The organism is Amycolatopsis jiangsuensis (assembly GCF_014204865.1).
In the GTDB taxonomy this organism is placed as follows: domain Bacteria; phylum Actinomycetota; class Actinomycetes; order Mycobacteriales; family Pseudonocardiaceae; genus Amycolatopsis; species Amycolatopsis jiangsuensis.
The window spans coordinates 806674-827351 of the sequence record NZ_JACHMG010000001.1 but is presented as its reverse complement, the minus strand read 5'-3'; the positions used below and the strand labels follow the sequence as shown (position 1 = coordinate 827351).

General features: G+C 71.7%; 19 protein-coding genes. 6 read left to right on the top strand and 13 right to left on the bottom strand.

Annotated features, from left to right (window positions below; all coding sequences use genetic code 11):
* Positions 1-11 precede the first annotated feature (11 nt).
* A complete protein-coding gene (locus BJY18_RS03575) occupies positions 12-863 on the bottom strand; it encodes an ESX secretion-associated protein EspG (protein ID WP_184777621.1) in 852 nt (283 codons plus the stop codon).
* 176 nt (positions 864-1039) lie between these two features.
* The gene (locus BJY18_RS03570) at positions 1040-1969 is read right to left on the bottom strand and encodes a ketopantoate reductase family protein (RefSeq protein WP_184777620.1); all 930 of its coding nucleotides are present in this window, start codon (positions 1967-1969) and stop codon (positions 1040-1042) included.
* Between the two features lie 165 nt (positions 1970-2134).
* On the opposite strand from BJY18_RS03570, the gene BJY18_RS03565 reads away from it, so the two are divergent.
* Positions 2135-3061, top strand: coding sequence for a serine hydrolase (locus BJY18_RS03565; protein WP_184777618.1), 927 nt, complete (start codon positions 2135-2137; stop codon positions 3059-3061).
* Between the two features lie 111 nt (positions 3062-3172).
* Here BJY18_RS03565 and BJY18_RS03560 read toward each other — a convergent pair whose 3' ends face one another.
* The 9 genes from BJY18_RS03560 to BJY18_RS03520 form a co-directional block, all read right to left on the bottom strand.
* Positions 3173-3880, bottom strand: coding sequence for a flavin reductase family protein (locus tag BJY18_RS03560; protein ID WP_184777616.1), 708 nt, complete (start codon positions 3878-3880; stop codon positions 3173-3175).
* Between the two features lie 123 nt (positions 3881-4003).
* Positions 4004-4819 carry an FAD binding domain-containing protein gene (locus BJY18_RS03555; protein ID WP_184777614.1) on the bottom strand — a complete coding sequence of 272 codons (816 nt, stop codon included), beginning with the start codon at positions 4817-4819 and terminating at the stop codon, positions 4004-4006.
* Entirely contained in the window at positions 4816-5292 is a 477-nt protein-coding gene (locus tag BJY18_RS03550; RefSeq protein ID WP_184777612.1) for a (2Fe-2S)-binding protein, read from the bottom strand. Before BJY18_RS03550 ends, BJY18_RS03555 begins: the two co-directional genes overlap by 4 nt.
* 1 nt (position 5293) lies before the next feature.
* The gene (locus tag BJY18_RS03545; protein WP_184777610.1) at positions 5294-7552 is read right to left on the bottom strand and encodes a xanthine dehydrogenase family protein molybdopterin-binding subunit; all 2259 of its coding nucleotides are present in this window, start codon (positions 7550-7552) and stop codon (positions 5294-5296) included.
* Between the two features lie 52 nt (positions 7553-7604).
* Positions 7605-8369 (bottom strand): sulfite exporter TauE/SafE family protein, encoded by a 765-nt coding sequence (locus tag BJY18_RS03540; RefSeq protein ID WP_184784394.1) that lies wholly within the window; start codon positions 8367-8369, stop codon positions 7605-7607.
* Positions 8370-8508: 139 nt separating this feature from the next.
* Positions 8509-9165 carry a GTP cyclohydrolase II gene (locus BJY18_RS03535; protein ID WP_184777608.1) on the bottom strand — a complete coding sequence of 219 codons (657 nt, stop codon included), beginning with the start codon at positions 9163-9165 and terminating at the stop codon, positions 8509-8511.
* A gap of 106 nt (positions 9166-9271) precedes the next feature.
* Complete coding sequence (locus BJY18_RS03530) at positions 9272-10021, bottom strand: FHA domain-containing protein (RefSeq protein ID WP_184777606.1); 750 nt, start codon at positions 10019-10021, stop codon at positions 9272-9274.
* Between the two features lie 54 nt (positions 10022-10075).
* The gene (locus BJY18_RS03525; protein WP_184777604.1) at positions 10076-10906 is read right to left on the bottom strand and encodes an FHA domain-containing protein; all 831 of its coding nucleotides are present in this window, start codon (positions 10904-10906) and stop codon (positions 10076-10078) included.
* Complete coding sequence (locus tag BJY18_RS03520) at positions 10906-12717, bottom strand: serine/threonine-protein kinase (RefSeq protein ID WP_184777603.1); 1812 nt, start codon at positions 12715-12717, stop codon at positions 10906-10908. The genes BJY18_RS03525 and BJY18_RS03520 overlap by 1 nt, the downstream gene beginning before the upstream one ends.
* 337 nt (positions 12718-13054) lie before the next feature.
* Here BJY18_RS03520 and BJY18_RS03515 point away from each other — a divergent pair, with 337 nt between their 5' ends.
* From BJY18_RS03515 to ahcY, 3 genes are all read left to right on the top strand, one after another.
* Entirely contained in the window at positions 13055-13324 is a 270-nt protein-coding gene (locus BJY18_RS03515) for a DUF3040 domain-containing protein (protein ID WP_184777601.1), read from the top strand.
* Between the two features lie 99 nt (positions 13325-13423).
* A complete protein-coding gene (locus BJY18_RS03510; protein WP_184777599.1) occupies positions 13424-14458 on the top strand; it encodes a DNA polymerase IV in 1035 nt (344 codons plus the stop codon).
* Positions 14459-14690: 232 nt separating this feature from the next.
* Positions 14691-16151, top strand: a complete 1461-nt coding sequence (gene ahcY / locus BJY18_RS03505) for an adenosylhomocysteinase (protein WP_184777597.1) — start codon at positions 14691-14693, stop codon at positions 16149-16151.
* A gap of 375 nt (positions 16152-16526) precedes the next feature.
* Here the strand turns inward: ahcY and BJY18_RS03500 are convergent, their stop codons facing one another.
* Both BJY18_RS03500 and ku read right to left on the bottom strand, forming a co-directional pair.
* Complete coding sequence (locus BJY18_RS03500) at positions 16527-16739, bottom strand: hypothetical protein (protein ID WP_184784393.1); 213 nt, start codon at positions 16737-16739, stop codon at positions 16527-16529.
* Positions 16740-16993: 254 nt separating this feature from the next.
* Positions 16994-17950 carry a non-homologous end joining protein Ku gene (gene ku / locus BJY18_RS03495; RefSeq protein ID WP_184777594.1) on the bottom strand — a complete coding sequence of 319 codons (957 nt, stop codon included), beginning with the start codon at positions 17948-17950 and terminating at the stop codon, positions 16994-16996.
* A 211-nt stretch (positions 17951-18161) separates the two neighbouring features.
* Between ku and BJY18_RS03490 the strand changes: the two genes are divergently transcribed.
* Positions 18162-18800, top strand: coding sequence for a TetR/AcrR family transcriptional regulator (locus BJY18_RS03490; RefSeq protein WP_184777593.1), 639 nt, complete (start codon positions 18162-18164; stop codon positions 18798-18800).
* Between the two features lie 46 nt (positions 18801-18846).
* Complete coding sequence (locus BJY18_RS03485) at positions 18847-20580, top strand: ABC transporter ATP-binding protein (protein ID WP_184777591.1); 1734 nt, start codon at positions 18847-18849, stop codon at positions 20578-20580.
* Positions 20581-20678 lie beyond the last annotated feature (98 nt).

Below are 20678 nucleotides of genomic sequence, written 5' to 3'. Positions count from 1 at the left end.
CCCTCGGTAGATCAGTAAACGGCGGAAACCGCTTGTTGCACAGCCTTGGCGACGTCGGATCGCCCGGCGGGCAGGTAATCTGCACTGAGTTCCCCGGAATCGGCGCCGGTCGTCTTGACCAGGTACCGGCCGTCCGCGGTGTCGAGCCAGCTCAGCGGGTCCGCGGCGAGCCGCTCGTCGCGGCGTCCCCATCCGGTGACGATGAGATGACCGCCGCCGAGCCGGGGCTGCGCGAGCACGCGCTCGAGCACCTCGACCCCGCCCCGCTCGCGGCGGGCGGCGCGCGGGGTGGGCTGGCTGGGCCGCACCCGGCCGCTCACCTCGATCGTGCCGAACGCGTCGGTCTCCTCCTCGTCCTCGGCGGCCTCCGCGAGCCGCCGGGCGGTCATCGCCGACATCGCCCGCGAGGCCTCCTGGTGCACGGTGTGCGCGCCGGTGGTGGCCGCGCGGGCCGGCGGCAGCACCCCGGTGACGACTTCCACCAGGTCCTCGTCGTCGAAGAGAGAGAAGAGCAGGTCGTCGGTGCGGGCGTCCTGAGTGATCCCGAGCGCCTGCCTGCCGTCGGTGAGCGCCAGCACCGCGATGTCCGCGCCGAGGCCGTCCACCCCGCTCACCGCGACCGAGACCCGGGGCTTCGCCAGCAGCTCGAAGGCCGTGCGCACACCGGGATGCAGCTCACCGTGCACGGACAGCCGCCGGTCCTCCACCTCGCGGTAGACCTGGGCGGCGACCCGGACGTAGCGCACCGGGTCCGAGGGCACCGTGCCGATGCGCAACGGGTACTGGCGGATGTTTCCGCCGGTAGCCTGGCCGATGACCAGGGATTCGACCACGTCGAGAACGAACTCGAACCTGTCCGCCATACCCGAAAGTATCCCTTCCCCGCGGAGGGTCTTGCACGGCCGCAGCCGCGTACGGGACACGCTCATTCGCGGCGTGCCCCGGCGTGATCGAGACTAGCAGTCCTGGTGCAGCCACGTTTTACGACACCGGCGCCTGCCCGAAAATGCGTCCTTCCGTGGTTCGCCGGGGCACCGGGTCAGCGCAGCCGCGCCTGGTGCACACGCAGGTTCAGCCGGACCAGCTCCAGCAGCGGCACCGCGACCCCCAGCCGGCGCCCGCGATCGACCAGGTCACCGAAGATCTGCTCGTCCTCCACCCCGAGCCCGGCGATCAGATCGCGGTAGAGCGAGGTCGCGCGCGGGGTACCGGGTTCGCTCGCGTCCGCGCGGATGCTCTCGAGCCGCTGTCGCGGCACCGGATGCCCGGCCGCCGCCGCGACCGCCGCGCATTCGGCCACCACCGCTTCGGCGAACGCGATCCCGCCAGGCTGGTCGGCCACCTCGCCGATCGTCCCGCGCATGAGCACGGTCACCGCACCCAGTGCGGCGATGAACACCCATTTCGCCCACATCTCACCGGCGATGTCCGGGGACAGCGCGGTGTCGAATCCCGCGCCGGACAACGCTTCGTGCACTGCCGGGAGACCGTCCGGTTCCGGGCCGGACCGCGCGCCGTAGGTGAGCGACTGGAGATCGGCCAGGCGTCGGATGTCGCCTTCGCTGTCCACAGTGGTCATCACGAACGCCACCCCGCCGAGCACCCGCCGCTCGCCGAACCGCGCCACGAGCGTGTCGAGGTGGCGCATCCCGTTGAGCACCGGCAGCACCAGCGTCCGCGGGCCGACTGCGGGTGCCAGGTCCTCGATCGCCGCGTCGAGACCGGCCGCCTTGACCGTGCACAGCACCAGGTCGTAGGGATCACTCAGGTCCCCGGCCCGCACCAGCTGCGGGGTGAGCACGGTCTGCTCGCCGAGGCCGGTGATCCGCAGTCCCCGTTCGGCCAGTACCCGGGCGCGCCCCGGCCGGACCAGAAAGGTCACGTCCCGGCCGGCGCTGGCCAGGCGCCCGCCGAAGAACCCGCCGGTCGCGCCGGCACCCACCACGAGAATCCGCGTTCCACTCGTCACGCCGCCGACCGTAGGCTGCTGGCTTGCATTCGGCAAGTCAGTAGTCGCGCGCGTCCACAGTGGAGTACCCGCCGCACCGCCGTGCACAGGAGGAACACAGCGACTCACAGGGAACCGACAGGTCTATCCGGGTGCTGCCGGACGGCCGGCGGACGTTCTGTGGACATGGCAGCCGGACTGAGACGGACCCTGGCCGCCGCCGGCCTGACGGCGGCGGTCCTCACCGCGGGCACGACGATCGCCGCGAGCGCGCGGCACGGCACCACGGTCGCGGCGTCCAGGTCGGCCGGCGTGGCTGTGCCGATGTCCCGTTCACCGGAGTCTTCCCCGGCCACGAGCAGTCCGGCGGCAGTGCCGGACGCCGCCGAGGTCGCGGACGCGGTCGCCGCGGCGGTCACCGCGCAGTCGCCGGGCACACGGGTCGGCCTGACCGTCTTCGACCGGACGAGCGGCCGCACGGTGACCTCGGCGGACGCGGACTCGCCGTACTACACCGCGTCGGTGGTGAAACTGCTCATCGCGCTGGATTCCCTCTACGACGACGGTTCGTGGTCCGTGCCCGAGGGGGACGACGCGGACGCGCTCACCGACCTGCTCGCCGGCAGCGACGACGCGGTGGCATCCCGGCTGTGGGAAGCGGACGGTGGCAGCGAGATCGTGCGGCGGATGACCGACCTGCTCGGGCTCGTCGCCACCGCGTCACCGGCGGATCCCGGGCAGTGGGGAATGACCGAGATGAGCCCGGACGACGTCGTCACGACCTACCGCTACCTCGAGGACACCGTTCCGGAAGCGACCGCCGCGCCGCTGCTGAGCGCGCTCGCCGGCGCGCGCGATCCCGCCGACGACGGCTACCCGCAATACTTCGGCATCCCGGACGGACTTCCCGGTTCGGCGTGGCAGATCAAGCAAGGCTGGATGGTGCTGCGCTCGGCGCTCGTGCTCAACACCACCGGTGTCGTGGACTCGCGCTACGTCGTGGTGCTCTGCACGCGGCAGCCGGCGGGCACCCCGGCGGTGACCGGACGTGCCGCGGTCACCGCCGGGATCCGCGCACTCGCGCCCGCGCTCGCCGCGTGGACCGCCTCCTGAGGCGGTGATCCACCCGCGCCGGAAACGGGAAAGCCCGGCCGAGGACGGTGCGGCACTGTCCGAAGACACGGTGCAGCGCACTACCGAGCGCTGATTTCCGGGCGGGCGCGGTCAGCGCATCTTCCGTGCGTGCCCGGCGGCCGCCGCGGCCCGCTCCACGTCCGGCGAGCGGTAGAGCCGTTCCGGAATCGTGGCCAGCGCCGATTCGTGCACCTGCGGGCCGAGGCCGTAGAACTTCTGGAAGCTCATGATCAGCGGCCGCCAGGCGTCCGGGTCGATCCGGTCGGTGCTGCCCGGCAGCCGGATGTCGTCGTGCACGAACACCCGCTGCACGCGGACCTCCAGTCCGAGCACGCTCCCGCGCTGCGCCTCGTCGTCACCGGCGAACGGGTGCACCGCCGCCAGCACCGCCTCCATGGCGACCGGGCATTCGGCGACCCGCGGCGGCGCCACGGTTTCCGAAGGCACCGGGGTCAGCCCGGCGCGGGCGAACTTGCCGGCCACGTGGAAGTAGCCGCGCTCCCGCTTGCGCGGCGGCACCGGATCGGAGCCGGTGGTCAGCGCCAGCCGGTCCACCGCGCCGGCGAGCGCCGCCGAGGGCAGGTTCAGCACGCATTCGCGCGTGCGCCGTAGGTTCGCCGCGGTCTTCGAGCGGGCGCCCAGGCCGAGCATCGCCCGCCAGCCGAGCCAGAAAGCCGAGGACATCGGCGCCAGATTCGCCGAACCGTCCTCATTGGACGTGGAGAGCAGCACCACCGGGGTGCCGAAGTACAGGATGCCCGGCTCGATCGCCGTATGGGCGGGAAACGTCGGATTCACGGCGCCGAGTCTGTCCGGCTCGCCGCGGCCTAGCTGGCGGGAATCGGCACCGGCAATCCCGCATTCCCCTGCCGCGCCGTGAGGACTCCCTCAAGGAATCCTCACGGACGGGCAAGCGGCGAGTCAGGCGACCCCGGCACGCAGCAGCGCGCGGCCGGTCAGCACACGCGCGAGGTGACGGCGGTAGTCGGCACTCGCGTGCGGTTCCTCGGGAGGCGAGGTGCCCTCGTCGGCCAGCCGGGCCGCGTCGGCGGCGGTGGCGCCCTCGGCAAGAGCACGTTCGGTGGCGCCCGCGCGCAGTGGAGTGCCGCCCATGTTGACCAGGCCGACCGCGTGCCCGGTGACCGCGACGCCGACGATCGCCCAGTCCATGGCCCGACGGGTGAACTTCTCGAACGCCCAGCCCAGGCCCGCCTGGCTGGGCAGCCGGATCTCGGTCAGCAGCTCGTCCGGTTCCAGCGGGGTGGTGAACGGGCCGAGGAAGAACTCCGCCGCCGGGATGCGCCGCTGTCCGGACGGGCCGCGGGCCACCAGCGTCCCGCCTGCGGCCAGCACCACCGCGGGCAGGTCCGCGGCGGCGTCGGCGTGTGCCAGCGAACCGCCGATGGTGCCGCGGTGGCGGACCTGCGGATCGCCGACCGTGCCGGCGGCGTGCGCCAGCAGCGGCGCGTGCTCGGCCAGCACGGGATCCTGCTGCAGGTCGTGGTGCCGCGACAGCGCCCCGATCACCACCTCGTCGCCCTCCAGCCGGACGAACTTCAGCTCGGTGAGCGCGGCGATGTCCACCACCACCTCGGGGGCGGCGAAGCGCAGCTTCATCAGCGGCAACAGCGAATGCCCGCCGGCGATCAGCTTGGCCTCGTCGCCGTGCTCGGCCAGCACCGCGAGTGCTTCGTCCACAGTGGCCGCGCGGCGATAGGCGAACTCGGCCGGAATCACCGCGCCACCTCCTGCCCGGACGCGTCCATCACGGCGTTCACGATGTTGTGGTAGCCGGTGCACCGGCAGAGGTTGCCCTCCAGCGCGGTGCGCACCTCGTCCCGGCTCGGCTTCGGGTTCTCCCGCAGCAGCGAGACCGTGGCCAGCATCATGCCCGGCGTGCAGAATCCGCACTGCAGCCCGTGCTGCTCGCGGAACGCCCGCTGCACCGGATGCAGCCTGTCGTCCGCGGAACCGCCGGCCAGACCCTCCACAGTGGTCACTTCGTGGCCGTCCGCCTGCGCGGCCAGCACCGTGCACGATTTCACCGACTCGCCGTCGAGCAGCACCGTGCACGCCCCGCACGACGTCGTATCGCAGCCGATGTTCGTGCCGGTCAGCCCCGCGGTGTCCCGCAGGTAGTGCACCAGCAGCGTGCGATCCGGCACTTCACCGGCCACGGCCGTGCCGTTCACCTCGATCGAGACCCGCACGTCAGTCCGCCTTCCTCGCCTCGTTCAGCGCCGACCAGACCCGCATCGGCGTGGCCGGCATGTCCAGGTGCGTCACTCCGAGGTGCGCGAGCGCGTCGACCACCGCGTTGTGCACCGCCGGGGTCGAGCCGATCGTCGCCGCCTCACCGATCCCCTTGACCCCCAGCAGGTTCCGGGTGGTCGGGGTGGCCATGTCCACGAGCTCGAAGTCGGGCAGCTCGGCCGCGGACACGAAGGAGTAGTCCGCGAGCGTGGCAGTGGTCGGGTTGCCGTCCGGGTCGTAGCTCATGACCTCCAGCAGCGCCTGCGCGATGCCCTGGCCGAGCCCGCCGTGCCGCTGCCCGTCGAAGGCCAGCGGGTTCACCACCGGACCGGCGTCGTCGACCGCGACGATCCGGCGCACCACGACCTTGCCGGTCTCGGTGTCCACCTCGACCACGGCCAGGTGCGCACCGAAGGGAAAGGTCGGCTTGCAGTCGTCGAACCAGACGTCGGCCGACAGCACGCCGCCCTCAGCCTCGGACGCGAGCCGGCCCCAGTCGAGCGTGGTGCTCCCCGGCGCGCCACGTACCTGCCAGACCCCGCTGCCGGTGTCCAGCTCCAGGTCCTCGGGTGCCGCTTCGAGCAGTTCGGCCGCCAGTTCGCGGGCACGAGCCACCACCTCGTCGGCGGCCTGCCGCACGGCCGAACCACCGAGCTGCAGGGAGCGCGAACCGAAAGTGCCCACCGCGCGCGGGATTTCGTCGGTGTCGCCGTGCCGCACGGTGATCCGCTCCAGCGGGACGCCGAGCTGATCGGACAGCAGCATCGCGAACGTGGTCGCCAGCCCCTGCCCGTGCGGGGAACTGCCGGTGTAGGCGGTGACCGAACCGTCCGGATGCACGTCCACCCGGCCGCTCTCGCCGTTGGCGTCGCCGCCGGTGATCTCGACGTAGGCCGCGATGCCCAGCCCGAGCGCGACCGGATCGCCCGCGGCCCGCCGCTGTGCCTGCTCCCGGCGCAGCTCGGCATAGCCGGCGGCGTCGAGCGCCTTGTCGAGCGCGGCCGCGTACTCGCCGGTGTCGTAGTCGCCCCCGGTGGGCGTGGTGTGCGGGAACTGATCGGGGCGGATGAAGTTGACCCGCCGGACCTCGGCCGGGTCCATCCCGATCTTCGCGGAGAACAGGTCCATCGCCCGCTCCACCGCGGCGGTCGCCTCCGGCCGTCCGGCACCGCGGTAGGCCGCGATCGGCGTCGTCGTGGTGACCACGCCGCGGCTGACCGTCTGCACCACCGGGAACCGGTAGACGCCCGGCGCCATCATCTCGGTGAGGGTGGGCAGGAACAACGTCCGCGGGTAGGCACCGGCGTCCTGCACGACTTCCAGCCGGTAGGCGAGCACGGTGCCGTCCCGCTTCCCGCCGATGGTGACGGTGTTCTGCTGCGCCCGCCCGTGCGTCATCGCGGTGAGGTTCTCACTGCGGGATTCGGTCCACCGCACCGGCCTGCCCACCCGGCGGGCCGCCCAGCCGAGCACGATCGCCTCCGCGGGGGCGCCGATCTTCGCGCCGAATCCGCCGCCGACGTCCGGCGCGATCACCCGCACGCGCTCCTCGTCCAGGCCCAGTCCCCCGGCGATGGCGCTGCGCGCCAGCTGGGCGTTCTGGCTGGACAGCCACACCGTGACCCGGCCGTCCTCGCCCCAGGCAACCGACGCTCCCCGGCCCTCGAGCGGCGCGGGGGCCACGCGCTGGTTCAGGATCTGCTCGGTGACCACGACCTCGCACTCGTCGAACACCGAGTCGTCGAAGTCCTCGTCGCCGTGCACCTGCATCACGTTGCTGCCGTGTTCGGGGAACAGCAGGGTGTCCCCGGACAGCGCGGCGTCCACACTGGCCACTGCGTCGAGCGGGTCGTAGTCCACATCGACCAGTTCGGCCGCGTCGGCCAGCTGGTAGCGCTGCTCGGTGACCACCAGCGCGACCGGTTCGCCGACGTACCGCACGACTTCCCCGGCGAGGTAGGGCTCCCGGACCGGGCCGGCCGCGGCCGGCTCGAGGTCCAGATCGGCCGCGGTGAACACGGCCACCACACCAGGCGCGTTTCGCGCTTCCTCGACGTCGATGCCCGCGATCCGCGCATGTGCGACCGGACTGCGCACGAAGACCGCGTGCGCGGCGCCGGTGAGCGCTTCGTCGCGGAGATCGTCGACGTAGGTGCCGCCGCGGGTGATCAGTTTCTCGTCCTCGACGCGCACCACTCGGGTGCCGACAATGCTCATCTGGCCTCCAGCTCGGCTACCCCGCAGACTATGCCCGCGTTTCCGCTCCGCGTCACGTCGCATACGCCTGCCATCCCAGCACCGCCGCCAGACCGAGCCCGCCGAGCCCGATGGCGATCCGCAGCGGTGTCGCGGGAAGGTACCGCACGAGCACCGAACCCAGCCACGAGCCGGCCACCGAACCGAGACCCACCGCGATCGCCGCCGGCCAGAACACCGTGCCGGTGCAGGCGAAGACCACCGCGGCGACGAGGTTCGCGGCACCGGTGGCGATGTTCTTCGCGGCGTTCGTGCGGGCCAGCGGCTGGCTCCACACCGTGGTCAGCAGCGCGAGCATGAGCACACCGGCGGCCGCACCGAAGTACCCGCCGTAGGCCCCGGCCAGGAACGCCGCGATCCCGGTCAGCGGGCCGATCCCCCGGTGCTCGCGGTGCTCGGCCATCCGGCGCAGCCGCGGCCCGGCCATCAGCACCACCGACGCGCCGGCGATCAGCCACGGCACCACCACGGTGAACGCGTTCGCAGGGCTGAGCAGCAGCACGAGCCCGCCACAGCCACCACCGACGGTGGTGATCGCGCACAACGGCAGGAGCCGGCGACCCTGCCCGGCGAGTTCGGGACGCGCCCCGCCTGCGGCACCCGCCGTCGTGCCCATCATCGCGACGGTGTTGGTCATGTTCGCGACCACCGGCGGGAGGCCCGCGGCCAGCAGCGCCGGATACGACACCAGCGACGCGAGCCCGGCGGTCGCCCCGACCAGCCCTGCGCCCGTCCCCGCCAGGAGGAGCAAGGCGAACCGGCCCACGTCGATGATCACCACGAAATCAGAGCACGAACGCGCGATCGTATAGGCCGTTATACAGGTGGGTGGCCGGTTCTTCGAGATCGCCGGGAGCGAGGTTCGCCCGTGCACGCTGCCGCAGCGGGCAGCCCCGCTGAGTACGGATCGTCCGAGTTCAGCCGGCCAGGCCCGCGGTGCCGAGATCGCCGGGCAGCGTCAGGTTGTGCCCGGTGTGCTCCACCTTCGCCCGCAGATAGCGGACGTTCGTCTCGGTGGCGAAAACGCCGGTGGGAACGCGCTCGCGTACCTCGAGCCCGTGCCCGGTGAGCTGCGCGGCCTTGTCCGGGTTGTTCGACAGCAGATCGAGCCGGCGCACGCCCAGCGCGGTGAGCATCTCCGCCGCGGCGGTGTAGTCGCGGGCGTCTTCGGGCAGCCCGAGCGCCTGGTTGGCCGCGTAGGTGTCGAGGCCGCCGTCCTGCAGGGCGTACGCGTCGAGTTTGTTGTACAGCCCGATTCCCCGCCCCTCCTGACGCAGGTACACGAGGTAGCCGCCGGCCGCGGAGATCCGGTCGACCGCTTCCCTCAGCTGGGGGCCGCAGTCGCAGCGCGCGGAGCCGAACACGTCCCCGGTCAGGCATTCCGAATGCAGCCGTACCAACGGAACCGGGCCCGGATCACCGAGGACGAAGACGAGGTGTTCGAGCCCGTCGGACAGCCCGGTGAAGGTGACCGCCTCCGCCTGCGCCACGCCTGTCCCGGCAGCCTCCCCGCCGAACCGCAGCGGAATCCGCACCCGGGTGCGCACCTGCGCCGCGGCCGGACCTGTGCTCATCGATCGCTCCCTTCCCCCCGGATGATCTCGACCCTACCCGCGCGGCCCGGGACCGTTCGCATGCTGCACCACACCGAACCGCAGACCGCCGCGGTCGAGCTCGCCGTCAGCTGCCCCACGTCGGCGGCATCCACTCCACCTCGTTCGGTTCCCGCGCCGGTGGAGACGCCAGCAGTGCCAGGTCCGGCGGCACCAGCGCGCCCGCGGAGATCAGGGCGGACAGCAGTTCCCCGTCCGTGCCGCCGGGGTGGTGGCGAGCGCGGACCGCGTCCAGCACGGTGTTCACCGCGTCCGGGGTCCAGCCACCCCCCGGGTCCAGTGCCCCGATGCGCGGGGCGGCGAGCGTGGACGGCATCGGCCGCGGGCATTCCTCCCAGCGCAGGAATCCCTGGCCCACCACGGCCAGCACCAGCCGTTCGCGGCCGGCGAGCACCGGCACCCGTCCGGTGGCCGGCGCACCGTCGGCGATCCGGACCTCCAGTACGTGGTCCCGCCCGCCGGAACCGCGCACGAACACCGGCAGGTACCCGGCCGGCACCGGAACCGGTTCGGCGCCGGTGAACAGCAACCGGGACCGGGGCAGCCGCAGCGGGACCTTGCCGGTGGCGCGCACCCACCACCGGCCGCCGTGGTGTTCCAGGACGCCGTGGCGCCGGCTCACCCGCCGGTCGTCCTCGCCCAGCGGCACGGTCACCTCGGCGCTGTTGCGCCCGAACGTCACCGGTTCCCGGGTGGCCGGCGGGACCAGGACTCCCCCTGCGAGCCCGAGCACCCCCAGCGTCCCGGCAGGCGACCCGAATCCGTGCGCCAGGCTCGGGTGCCCGGCGGGCAGCAGCCCGATCGCCTCGCCTGCCACCGGCGCACCCCCCGCCCCCGTCCGCGCGGGCCCGGTGCGCCGCGCGGTCCCGAGTCAATCAGGGGGTGCCGGGACCCCTCCCGGATCGTCGCGGCCGGCGGGTTCGAGCAACGCCAGGTCCGGCGGCACCAACGAGGTGGACAGCAGCAGTTCCCGGATCAGGTTGTCGTTGAGCGCGTTGCCCACCGGCTCCCCGACCTCCTCGCGGGTCAGCCCGGCGACCCCGGCCCTGGCGAGCCGGTTGCGGACCGCGGAGACGAGGTGCTCGACCCGTTTGGCACTCCACGGCCGGTCCGGCCGCAACTCGGTCAGCTGCTGCGCCACCTGCCGCCAGGCCAGCGGCTGCGGATACGGGTCCTGCAGGAGATACCGCTGCGCGAGTGAGACGAGCACGAGCCGTTCGTCCGGGGTGAGCCGCCACATCCGGGGCGGTTCGGTGAGGTCCTGCGGCCGCGAATCCGGGCGCCGCCCGTCCGCGCCGGCCACGTACAGCTCCAGCAGATGCTCCCGGCCGGCCGTCCCGCGCACGAACGCCGCGGTGTAGCCCTCCCCGAGCGGTACCGGCTCCTCGTCCGGGAACAGCAGCCGCGAACCCGGCAGCCGGATCGGCAGCCGCCCGGTGTTGCGCATCCACCACAGGTCCGCGCGCCGCACCAGAATCCCCTGCTGCCGGCTGACCTTCCGGTCGTCCTCACCCACGCAGACGTGCACGTCGTCCCGGTTGCGTCCGAAAAGGACTTCCCGGCCGTCGCGCGGGGGCATCCGCACACCACCGGTCACGGCGAGCGCGAAGATGGTGCCCGGCACCGAGGGCGGCACGCCGTGCGCGAGGCTGCCGTATCCGGGGCCCAGCGGCTCGGGCGGATCGCCGGCGCGGGAGGCCATCACGTCGTGGGCAGTTTCGCGACGACGTCACCGGCCAGCGTCGTGACCGGGGCGCAGAGCCCGTCCGAGGGCGGATCACCGTGGACGACGACCTTGATCTGTTCCACCGCGGTCTCCCCGTGCGCGTCGGTGTAGTCGCGGAACACCAGTACCGCCTGGCAGGTGTCGTCCGCGAACTCGTCGGTCTTGAGGTAGGCGTCGTGCCCGCCCACCCGCACCAGCTGGCCGGTCCGCCCGTCCGGCGGCTGGTCGCGGTCGAACAGCACGGTGACCGCGCGGCCGGACACCGCACTGTCCCAGTCGCACCCCCAGTCCCCGAAACCGGGCTGGATCTTCACCGGTTCGGCGACCCCGCCCGCCCCGCTCACCGACGCGGGAGCCAGCAGCGAACAGGCGTCGAGCCGGCCGAGCGAGCCCTCCGGCAGCGGTGTGCTGCGTGCCGGAACACCGGCAATGGCAAGCACTTTCACCGCGGATCCGACCGCGGTGTCGGCCACCCGGCAGGGATCGAGGGAGTAGCCCTCGTCGGAATCGACCGACACCCGCACGAGATACCGGTCCTGCAGCTGGATCAGCCGGACGCAGCCGCCGTCCTGTTCCGGCTCACCGAACACCGCGAACGGCCCGGACCGCGTCCGCGTGCCCTCCGGTGCCGCACCACCCGCCGGCGGGTCCTCGAGTTCGACCTTGACGTCGGCCTGCAGATCGCCGCCCTGTTGATCCCCACCCTGCTGATCCCCGTGCAGGATCACGTCGCAGCGGTCGAAATTGCCGTAGTCCGCGTCGACCTCGGGACTGCCGAACGGGCGCAGCGGACCGGCGTCCACCAGCCGGCACGGGTCGGCCGCACGCGGGTCGACGCCGATACCGAGCACCGGCGCCGGTGCACCGTCCCCGCTGCCGGGCCGGACCACCAGGAAGGCCGCGCCGAACACCACCACCGCCGCGACCACCACCGCGGCCACGACCAGCCGGCGACGGCGACCGCGACGCGGGGCGGGCACCGGCACGGGCATCGTGCCGATCCCCTCGGCCAGCAGCTCACCGGCGACCGCCGCGGTCGGCCGCTGCGCCGGATCCCGGCTCATCAGCCGGTCCAGCACCGGCGCGAGCGCGTCGGCGTGCGGTGCCGGCGGGACGACCCCTTCCGCGGCCCGGCGGATGGTGGCGAACTCGTTGCCGCCCGCGAACGGCGGCGCCCCCTCCACCGCGGCGAACAGCGTGGCACCGAGGGAGAAGACGTCGGAGGCCGAGGACGGCGGATGGCCCTGCGCGACCTCCGGGGCGAGGTAGTCCGGCGTACCGCCGATCAGCGGGGAGTCGGTGACCGTCTGGTCCCCGCGCACCGACCGGGAGATGCCGAAGTCGGTGAGTTTCGCCTGCCCGGACGGGGTGATCAGCACGTTGCCCGGCTTCACGTCGCGGTGCTCGACGCCGTGCGCGTGCACCGCGGCCAGCCCCGCCGCGATCTGCACGCCGATCTCCGCGACCGTGCGGACCGGCTGCCGTCCCTCGGCGGAGAGGACGTCGGCGAGGCTGCGCGAGGCTACGTACTCCATCACCAGCCACAGTTCGTCACCCTCGGCCGCGACGTCGAAGAAGGTCACCACGTTCGGGTGCAGCACACTGGCCGCCAGCTGGGCTTCGCGGCGCAGCTTCCGGCCGCTCACCGCGTCGGACAGCCGAGCCTGTTTCAGCGCGACCTCGCGGCCGAGCCGCTCGTCCCGCGCCCGCCAGACCACGCCCATCCCGCCGCTGCCCACCCGCTCGAGCAGCCGGTAACGGCCCGCGATCCGCTGGTCCCCGTGCACCGACGCTCCCCTCGGCGTGACCCGACCTCTGTGAGGTGACTCGCAGTAACGATACTGCATCACGCCGTGTGGCAGTATTCGCCCTGGCAGCCTTAGGCCACGCGGAACCGGCGCCCGCCACAGTGGACTGCCTGGGACTGTCTGCTGTGGACGGTACGGGTAAGCCGCACTCCGGGAACCCGGCCGAGCGTCGACACCTGGGCACCCAGCGTCACCGGAAGTTCCCCCGGCCGCGCCGGACTGGGGCAGCCGGGTGAATCCCGAATGGAACGATTGGCGCAACCCGGGCAGGGGTATTTCTCCGGCGACGGCGGGCCGGCCGCCGAAGGAGACTTCCATGCTCAGTCACCACGAACGCGCCGAGCTGGACAAGATCGAGCACTGGTTCGAGACCAGCGATCCCGACCTGGCCGCCGCCCTGCAACGGGGCGTGCCCGCGCGTTCGGCCGGCCTGCTCCTCGTGCTCACCGTGCTGCTCGACATCACCGCCGCCGGGCTGCTGGTGACCGGCCTGCTGACTGCGAGCCCGGCGCTGACGCTATGTGCCCTGCTGGCAGCGGCCGGCGGCGTCGCCGCGCACGTCGCCCGCTGCCACGACCACCGCTGAACTCCCGCCGTGCGGAGGCTTCCGGCGGCGCACGATCGCACCCGGCCGCCGCGAAGTTCCGGGGTGCGGACACCACCGCAGGCGCCGCACACTGGTGGGGTGTCCGCCTGGATCCTGCACGTCGATCTCGATCAGTTCATCGCGGCGGTCGAAGTGGCCCGGCATCCGCGGCTGCGGGGACTGCCGGTGATCGTCGGCGGCAACGGGGATCCGGCCGAACGCGCAGTCGTGGCGACCGCGTCCTACGAGGCACGCGCGTTCGGCGTCGACTCCGGGATGCCGTTGCGGCTGGCCGTGAAGCGGTGTCCGGAGGCGGTGCTGCTCCCGGTCGACGCGCCCGCCTACCAAGAGGTTTCAGACCGGGTGATGACGCGGGTGCGGGAATTCCCGGTCGTGGTCGAGGTCCTCGGCTGGGACGAGGCGTTCCTCGGCGCCGACACCGCTGATCCGGAGGCGCTGGCCGACCAGGTCCGGCGCGGGATCGCCGAGGAGACCGGCCTGTCCGCGTCGGTCGGGATCGGGGACAACAAGCTGCGCGCCAAGCTCGCCACCGGATTCGCCAAACCCGCCGGGGTCTTCCGGCTGACCCGCGAGAACTGGTGGGACGTGATGGCCGCGCGGACCCCGGACGCGTTGCAGGGCATCGGCCGCAAGACCGCGAAGAAGCTGCGCGAAGCCGGCTGTCCCACCGTCCTCGACCTCGCCGCGGCCGATCCGGAGGCGCTCGCCGCGCGGTTCGGGCCGCGGCTGGGCCCGTGGTACCGGCTGCTCGCCGGCGGCATCGGCGACACCGAGGTGAGCGCGACACCGTACGTCGCGCGATCTCGCGGCCGGGAGACGACCTATCAGCAGGACCTCACCGAGCCGGATCGGATCGCGGCCGAGATCGGCGTGCTCGCCGCCCGGGTCGCCCAGGACGTCGCCGAGGAGGCGCGCCCGGTGGCGCGGGTGGCGGTGAAGGTCCGGTTCGCCCCGTTCTTCACCCAGACGCACAGCGTCACGCTGTCCGAACCGTCCTCGGATCCGGCGGTACTCGAGCGTGCCGCGCGAGACCTGCTCGGCCGCTTCCCGCTCGGCAGACCGGTGCGGCTGCTCGGGGTGCGGGCCGAGTTCCGCCGCGACCCGGACGCTTGACAGCTCCGCCCGCCGGTTGCCAAGGTGACTCGACGCGTCCGATGCGGCGCGACCGCGAGCCGAGAGGCGCTGCGACGGGACGCGTTCCCGCCACGCTCGGCCCGCGGGCTTCCGAGCCAAGGGCGCCTCCTGCCAAGGAGGCGCTTTTCTTGTGCCGCTCGTGGTTTTCCGCGATTCCACCTGGCCTCCTGCCCTCCTGTGCACCCTGATGGAACCGGAAAGGACCACTTCGATGAGCCCGAAACCGCAGACCGCAGGCGAGCTCGAATTCGCCGTCGCCGATCTGTCGCTGGCCGCGGCCGGACGCACCCAGCTGCGCCTGGCCGAACACGAGATGCCCGGACTGATGGCGATCCGCCGGGAATTCGCCGAGGCGAAACCGTTGCGCGGCGCCCGGATCGCCGGCTCCCTGCACATGACGGTGCAGACCGCCGTGCTGATCGAAACGCTGGTGGCCCTCGGCGCCGAGGTGCGCTGGGTGTCCTGCAACATCTTCTCCACCCAGGACGAGGCGGCGGCCGCGGTGGTGGCCGGCCCGGACGGGACCGCCGCGCACCCGGCCGGTTCCGCCGTCTTCGCCTGGAAAGGCGAAACACTGGACGACTACTGGTGGTGCACCGATCACCTGTTCCGCTTCCCCGGCGGCCGGGGGCCGAACATGATCCTCGACGACGGCGGCGACGCCACTCTGCTCGTCCACAAAGGAGCGGAGTACGAGGCGGCGGGAGCGGTTCCGCAGCCGGGAGAAGACGATCCGGAGGAGCACCGGATCCTCCTGCGTACGCTCGCGGCGAGCCTGGCCGAAGATCCGCAGCGGTTCACCCGCATCGCCGAAGAGATCCGGGGGGTCACCGAGGAAACCACCAACGGCGGCAAACGGCTCTACCAGCTCGCCCGGCAGGGTGCGTTGCGCTTCCCCGCGATGAACGTGAACGACTCGGTCACGAAGTCCAAATTCGACAACCGCTACGGCATCCGGCATTCCATGGTGGACGGGATCAACCGCGCCACGGACGTGATGATCGGCGGCAAACTCGCGGTCGTGTGCGGCTACGGCGACGTCGGGAAGGGCGCGGTGGCGGCACTGCGCGGACAGGGCGCGCGCGTGGTGGTCACCGAGATCGATCCGATCTGCGCGCTGCAGGCCGCGATGGACGGGCTCGACGTGGTGGAACTCGACGACGTCGTCGACCGCGGCGACCTGTTCCTCACCACGACCGGCGGTTTCGGCATCGTGTCGGCCGCACAGATGGCCCGCATGAAGCACAACGCGATCGTCGCCAACGTCGGGCACTTCGACAACGAGATCGACATGGCAGGGCTCGCGAAGGTGCCCGGCGTGCGGAAGTCAACGATCAAACCGCAGGTGCACGAATGGCTCTTCCCGGACGGGCACGCGGTCATCGTGCTGTCCGAGGGAAGGCTGATGAACCTCGGCAACGCCACCGGACATCCGTCGTTCGTGATGTCCGCTTCGTTCGCCAACCAGGTGCTGGCGCAGATCGAGCTGTTCACCAAACCCGGACAGTACCCGGTCGACGTGCACCGACTGCCCAAGCACCTGGACGAGAAGGTCGCGCGGCTGCACCTGGCCGCGGTCGGCGCCCGGCTGACCCGGCTGAGCAAGCCGCAGGCGGAGTACCTGGGGGTGGACGTGGACGGCCCGTACAAACTGGACCACTACCGCTACTGAACCACCCCGGTCATGGTCGCGCCGGGGCGGCTTTGCCGGCGTGACACGTAAAGGGTCCTCCGGCTCCGAGGGGGAGGGAGAGCCGAAGGACCCCGTTAGTGTTAGCACATTGCCAAGGCCGTTGTACACGGCGGCACACACGATCGGGTAAGGATCACGGACTCGCGGGGCGGCTTCGCCACGGAACCCGTAACCGGGGCCGCCTCGCGGTCACGAAGCCGGCCGCGGCGGCGGCTTGGGCCAGGAGGTCCGCGGCACGAGCCTCGCCGCGACAACGCCTCTCGTCAAGAGGCTTGCCACGCAGCGCCTCTCGTCACGAGCCCCGCCGCTGCAGCGCCTCTCGTCACGAAGCCGGTCACGACAGCACCCTGGCCGTCACGAGGCCTGCCGCAGCACCGCCTCGGTCACCACGGCCGCCCCGCAGGCGCACGCCGGGTCCACGGTCTGGCAGTCGATGATCAGGCCGTGGCGGACGCGGGCGAGATCCGCGCAGTCCGGATCGGTGCATTCGGCGAACCCGCCGTCCGGGTGGACGACCAGGGTTCCGTGACAGTGGTCGATGCCGTCGGTGCAGAACGCGCATTCCATGCTCAAGCCGCCTTCCGCGTTCGGGCGTTGCCCGGTGCGCCACCAGGCACGCCCGGGCCGGACCGCTCCTTGGTACCACCGCCACCCGGCGAAGCAAGGCCCGGCCCCGGCGTGTCGGACCTGTCCCGGAAACGTGCAGGCCAGGCCCTCACCCCGCCGAGTGATGGACCTCGCGGGCGACTGTCGGTGACGGTCTCCTCCACGGATCCACTGCCGTGGTTCACGGACCAGACGGTGCGGCGAGAAGCTGTGCGTCAGGCGCTCTTCGCGCGCCGGGTCCGAGCAGACGGCTTCTTCGCGGCCGGTTCGCCCTCGTCGTCGTTCTCCCCCGAACGGCCGGACGTCTTTCCCGCACGGTCGGAGGTGTTCCCTCCGCGGCCGGAGGTCTTTCCCCCACGGCCGGTGGCCGAAGTGCCACCCTTGGCCGGCGTACGGGACTTCTGCGCCGCCGACACGCTGGCCTCCAGGGCTGCCATCAGATCGACCACCTCAGCCTTCTCCCCCTGCCGCGGCGGCTGGGCCGTTTCGCCACCACCCGCCTTGGCCTCGATCATCGCCTCCAGAGCCTCGCGGTAGCTGTCGGAGTACTTCTCCGGCTCGAAGACCGGCTCGGACAACGAGTCGATCAGCGAGCCGGCCATGGTCAGCTCCTGGGGGCGCACCTGCGGCGGATCCTCGCGCAGGAAAGCGAAATCGGGCGTGCGCACCTCGTCCGGCCACAGCATGGTGGTCATCACCAGGACGTCGTCCACCACCCGCAGCAGCGCCAGGCTCTCCCGCTGACGCACAGCCACCTTCGCGATCGCCACGTGACTCGCCTTCTGCAACGCGTCGCGCAGCACCACGTACGGCTTCAACGCGTTCTTCTGCGGCTCCAGGTAGTACGTGCGGTCGAAGCGGATCGGATCGAGGGAGTCCAGCGGCACGAACTCGAGCACGTCGATGGTGTGCTGGGTGGGCAGCGGCAGCTCGGCGAGGTCGGCGTCGGTGAGCACGACCATCTCGCCGTCGGGCAGCTCGTAGCCCTTGGCGATCTCGGAGTAGGCCACCTCCTCGCCGTCGACCGAGCAGAACCGCTTGTACTGGATCCGCCCGCCGTCCTCGGCGTGCACCTGGCGCAGGGAAACGTTCTTGTTCTCGGTGGCCGCGTACAGCTGGATCGGAATGCTGACCAGCCCGAACGAGACCGAGCCCTTCCACATCGACCGCATGCCGCGCACCTCCGCCGGTCGCCGGTACTTACGCTCGGTGACAACCGTAGCCCGGATCGTCCGAGTACGACAGTCCGCGCGGGACCCGACCCAGCACGGACCCCCGGAGAACTGCCCGTTCGGTGACCTACGGTAGCTTCAGGCGGATACAAACTTTCGCGGAGCGCATATTTCTTCGCGCCCCGCACTTTTTCTTGCTACCCTCGCCGCCGTGACCGATCCATCCCCCGGCCTGCGCGAGCGCAAGAAGCAGGCAGCCCGCCTCGCGCTCGCCCAGGCGGCGCTGCGGCTCGCCCTCGAGCGCGGCGCCGACCAGCTGCGTGTGGAGGACATCGCCAACGAGGTCGGCGTGTCCCCGCGCACCTTCAACAACTACTTCTCGAGCAAGGAGGAAGCAGTCTGCTCGTTCATCGTCGAGCAGCAGCAGCGCGTGCGGGAGGCGCTGCTCGCCCGGCCGGCGCGGGAACCGCTGTGGGAGGCGGTGATCAACGCGTCAGTGGAACGGCAGGAGACCGAAGGCGCCCCCCGGCGCGAGGACGTGTGGCGGCTGCGCGAGATGATGCACCACGCCGGGCTCTTCGGCGAGATGCTGCGCTCGCACGCGAAAGTAGAGCTCGTGCTCGCCGAGGCGATCGCCGAACGCGCCGGAGAGGGCGCAAATCCGTTGCACGCGCGGATGATGGCGGGCATCGTGCAGACTGCGTCCCGCATCGCGTTCCACACCTGGCTGACCTCGGACTCCGACCGGGGGTACCTGACGGCGTTCGTGGAGCTCCTGCGGGAGGCGCGGGCCGGCATGCCGGCGCTCACCGCCGCGGCAGCGGACGCCACCCCGGCCGAGGCGTCCTGAGCACCACCCGGACCGAACCACCACCACTTTGGGGGAGAAAACGACCGTGCTGGTCAGATTGCTGCGCAGTCATCTGCGCCCTTATCGCGCCACTCTGTGGCTCGTCGTCGCACTGCAGCTGGTACAGACCATTGCCGCGCTGTACCTGCCGACGCTCAACGCCGACATCGTCGACAACGGCCTGGTCAAGGGCGACACCGGGTACATCGTGCGGATCGGCGGCGTGATGCTGCTGGTCACCCTCGTGCAGATCGCCGGGTCGATCGGCGCGGTGTACTTCGGTGCCCGCACCGCGATGGCGCTCGGACGCGACGTGCGTGCCTCGGTGTTCCACCGCGTGCAGGACTTCTCCGCAAGGGAGATCGGCCAGTTCGGCACGCCGTCGCTGATCACCCGCACCACCAACGATGTCCAGCAGATCCAGATGCTGGTGCTGATGACCCTGACACTGATGGTGTCCGCGCCGATCATGTGCGTCGGCGGCATCATCCTGGCGATCGACCAGGACGGCCCGCTGTCGCTGCTGCTGCTGGTCATCGTGCCGGTACTGGCGGTCGCGGTGGGCTTCATCGTGGCCCGGATGCGTCCGGCGTTCCGGCTCATGCAGACCCGCATCGACAAGATCAACCAGGTCATGCGCGAGCAGATCATGGGCATCCGGGTGATCCGCGCGTTCGTGCGCGACCGGCACGAGCGTGAGCGGTTCGGCCGGGCCAACGACGACCTGCTCCGGGTGTCGCTGCGGGTCGGCAGGCTGATGGCGCTGATGTTCCCCACCGTGATGCTGGTGATGAACGTGTCCAGCGTGGCGGTGCTGTGGTTCGGCGGGCACCGGATCGACAGCGGTCACATGCAGATCGGGGCGCTCACCGCGTTCCTGGCCTACCTGCTGCAGATCCTGATGTCGGTCATGATGGCCACGTTCATGTTCATGATGGTGCCGCGCGCGGAGGTGAGCGCGGAGCGGATCAGCGAGGTGCTCGACACCGAGCCGAGCGTGGTCCCGCCGGCCGAACCGGTCTCGCCGGGGACCGTGCACGGGCACTTGGAGCTGACCGGGGTCGAGTTCCGCTACCCCGGTGCGGAGAAACCGGTCCTGCAGGACGTGTCGCTGCTCGCCCGTCCCGGCGAGACCACGGCGGTGATCGGCAGCACCGGCAGCGGGAAGACCACGCTGCTCAACCTCATCCCGCGGCTGATGGACGCGACCGCGGGCGCGGTACGGGTGGACGGCGTGGACGTGCGCGGGCTCGACCCCGCGGTGCTCTCCTCGACGGTGGGCATGGTGCCGCAGAAGCCGTACCTGTTCGCCGGCACGATCGCCAGCAACCTGCGCTACGGCAATCCGGACGCCACCGACGAGCAGCTGTGGCACGCACTGGACGTCGCGCAGGGCAAGGACTTCGTGACGAAGATGGCCGACGGCCTCGAATCCCGGATCGCGCAGGGCGGCACGAACGTCTCCGGCGGCCAGCGCCAGCGGCTCGCGATCGCGCGGATGCTGGTGCACCGCCCGGAGATCTACCTGTTCGACGACTCGTTCAGCGCACTGGACTACGCCACCGACGCGGCCCTGCGCCGCGCGCTCGCGGACGAGACCCGCGAGGCGACGGTCGTCATCGTGGCGCAGCGGGTCAGCACGATCCGCGGCGCCGACCGGATCATCGTGCTCGACGACGGCCGCGTCGTCGGCACCGGCACCCATCACGAACTCATGGACGGCAACGAAACCTACCGGGAGATCGTGCTGTCCCAGCTGACCGAGCAGGAGGCTGCGTGAGCGACGAGAACGCCTCCGGGGCGACCGTGGCGACCGAGACCGGCGAGCGGTCCACCGCGGAGCGCAACGAGCACCGCGAGGCCGCGGGTGGCGGTCCC

Bases quoted from the DNA above. Each gene is read 5' to 3' on its own strand.
- ahcY (WP_184777597.1), top strand. From the start codon at position 14,691: ATGAGCCCGAAACCGCAGACCGCAGGCGAGCTCGAATTCGCCGTCGCC.
- ku (WP_184777594.1), bottom strand. From the start codon at position 17,950: ATGCGGTCGATGTGGAAGGGCTCGGTCTCGTTCGGGCTGGTCAGCATT.
- BJY18_RS03565 (WP_184777618.1), top strand. From the start codon at position 2,135: ATGGCAGCCGGACTGAGACGGACCCTGGCCGCCGCCGGCCTGACGGCG.
- BJY18_RS03575 (WP_184777621.1), bottom strand. From the start codon at position 863: ATGGCGGACAGGTTCGAGTTCGTTCTCGACGTGGTCGAATCCCTGGTC.
- BJY18_RS03525 (WP_184777604.1), bottom strand. From the start codon at position 10,906: ATGGCCTCCCGCGCCGGCGATCCGCCCGAGCCGCTGGGCCCCGGATAC.
- BJY18_RS03545 (WP_184777610.1), bottom strand. From the start codon at position 7,552: ATGAGCATTGTCGGCACCCGAGTGGTGCGCGTCGAGGACGAGAAACTG.
- BJY18_RS03515 (WP_184777601.1), top strand. From the start codon at position 13,055: ATGCTCAGTCACCACGAACGCGCCGAGCTGGACAAGATCGAGCACTGG.
- BJY18_RS03535 (WP_184777608.1), bottom strand. From the start codon at position 9,165: ATGAGCACAGGTCCGGCCGCGGCGCAGGTGCGCACCCGGGTGCGGATT.
- BJY18_RS03500 (WP_184784393.1), bottom strand. From the start codon at position 16,739: ATGGAATGCGCGTTCTGCACCGACGGCATCGACCACTGTCACGGAACC.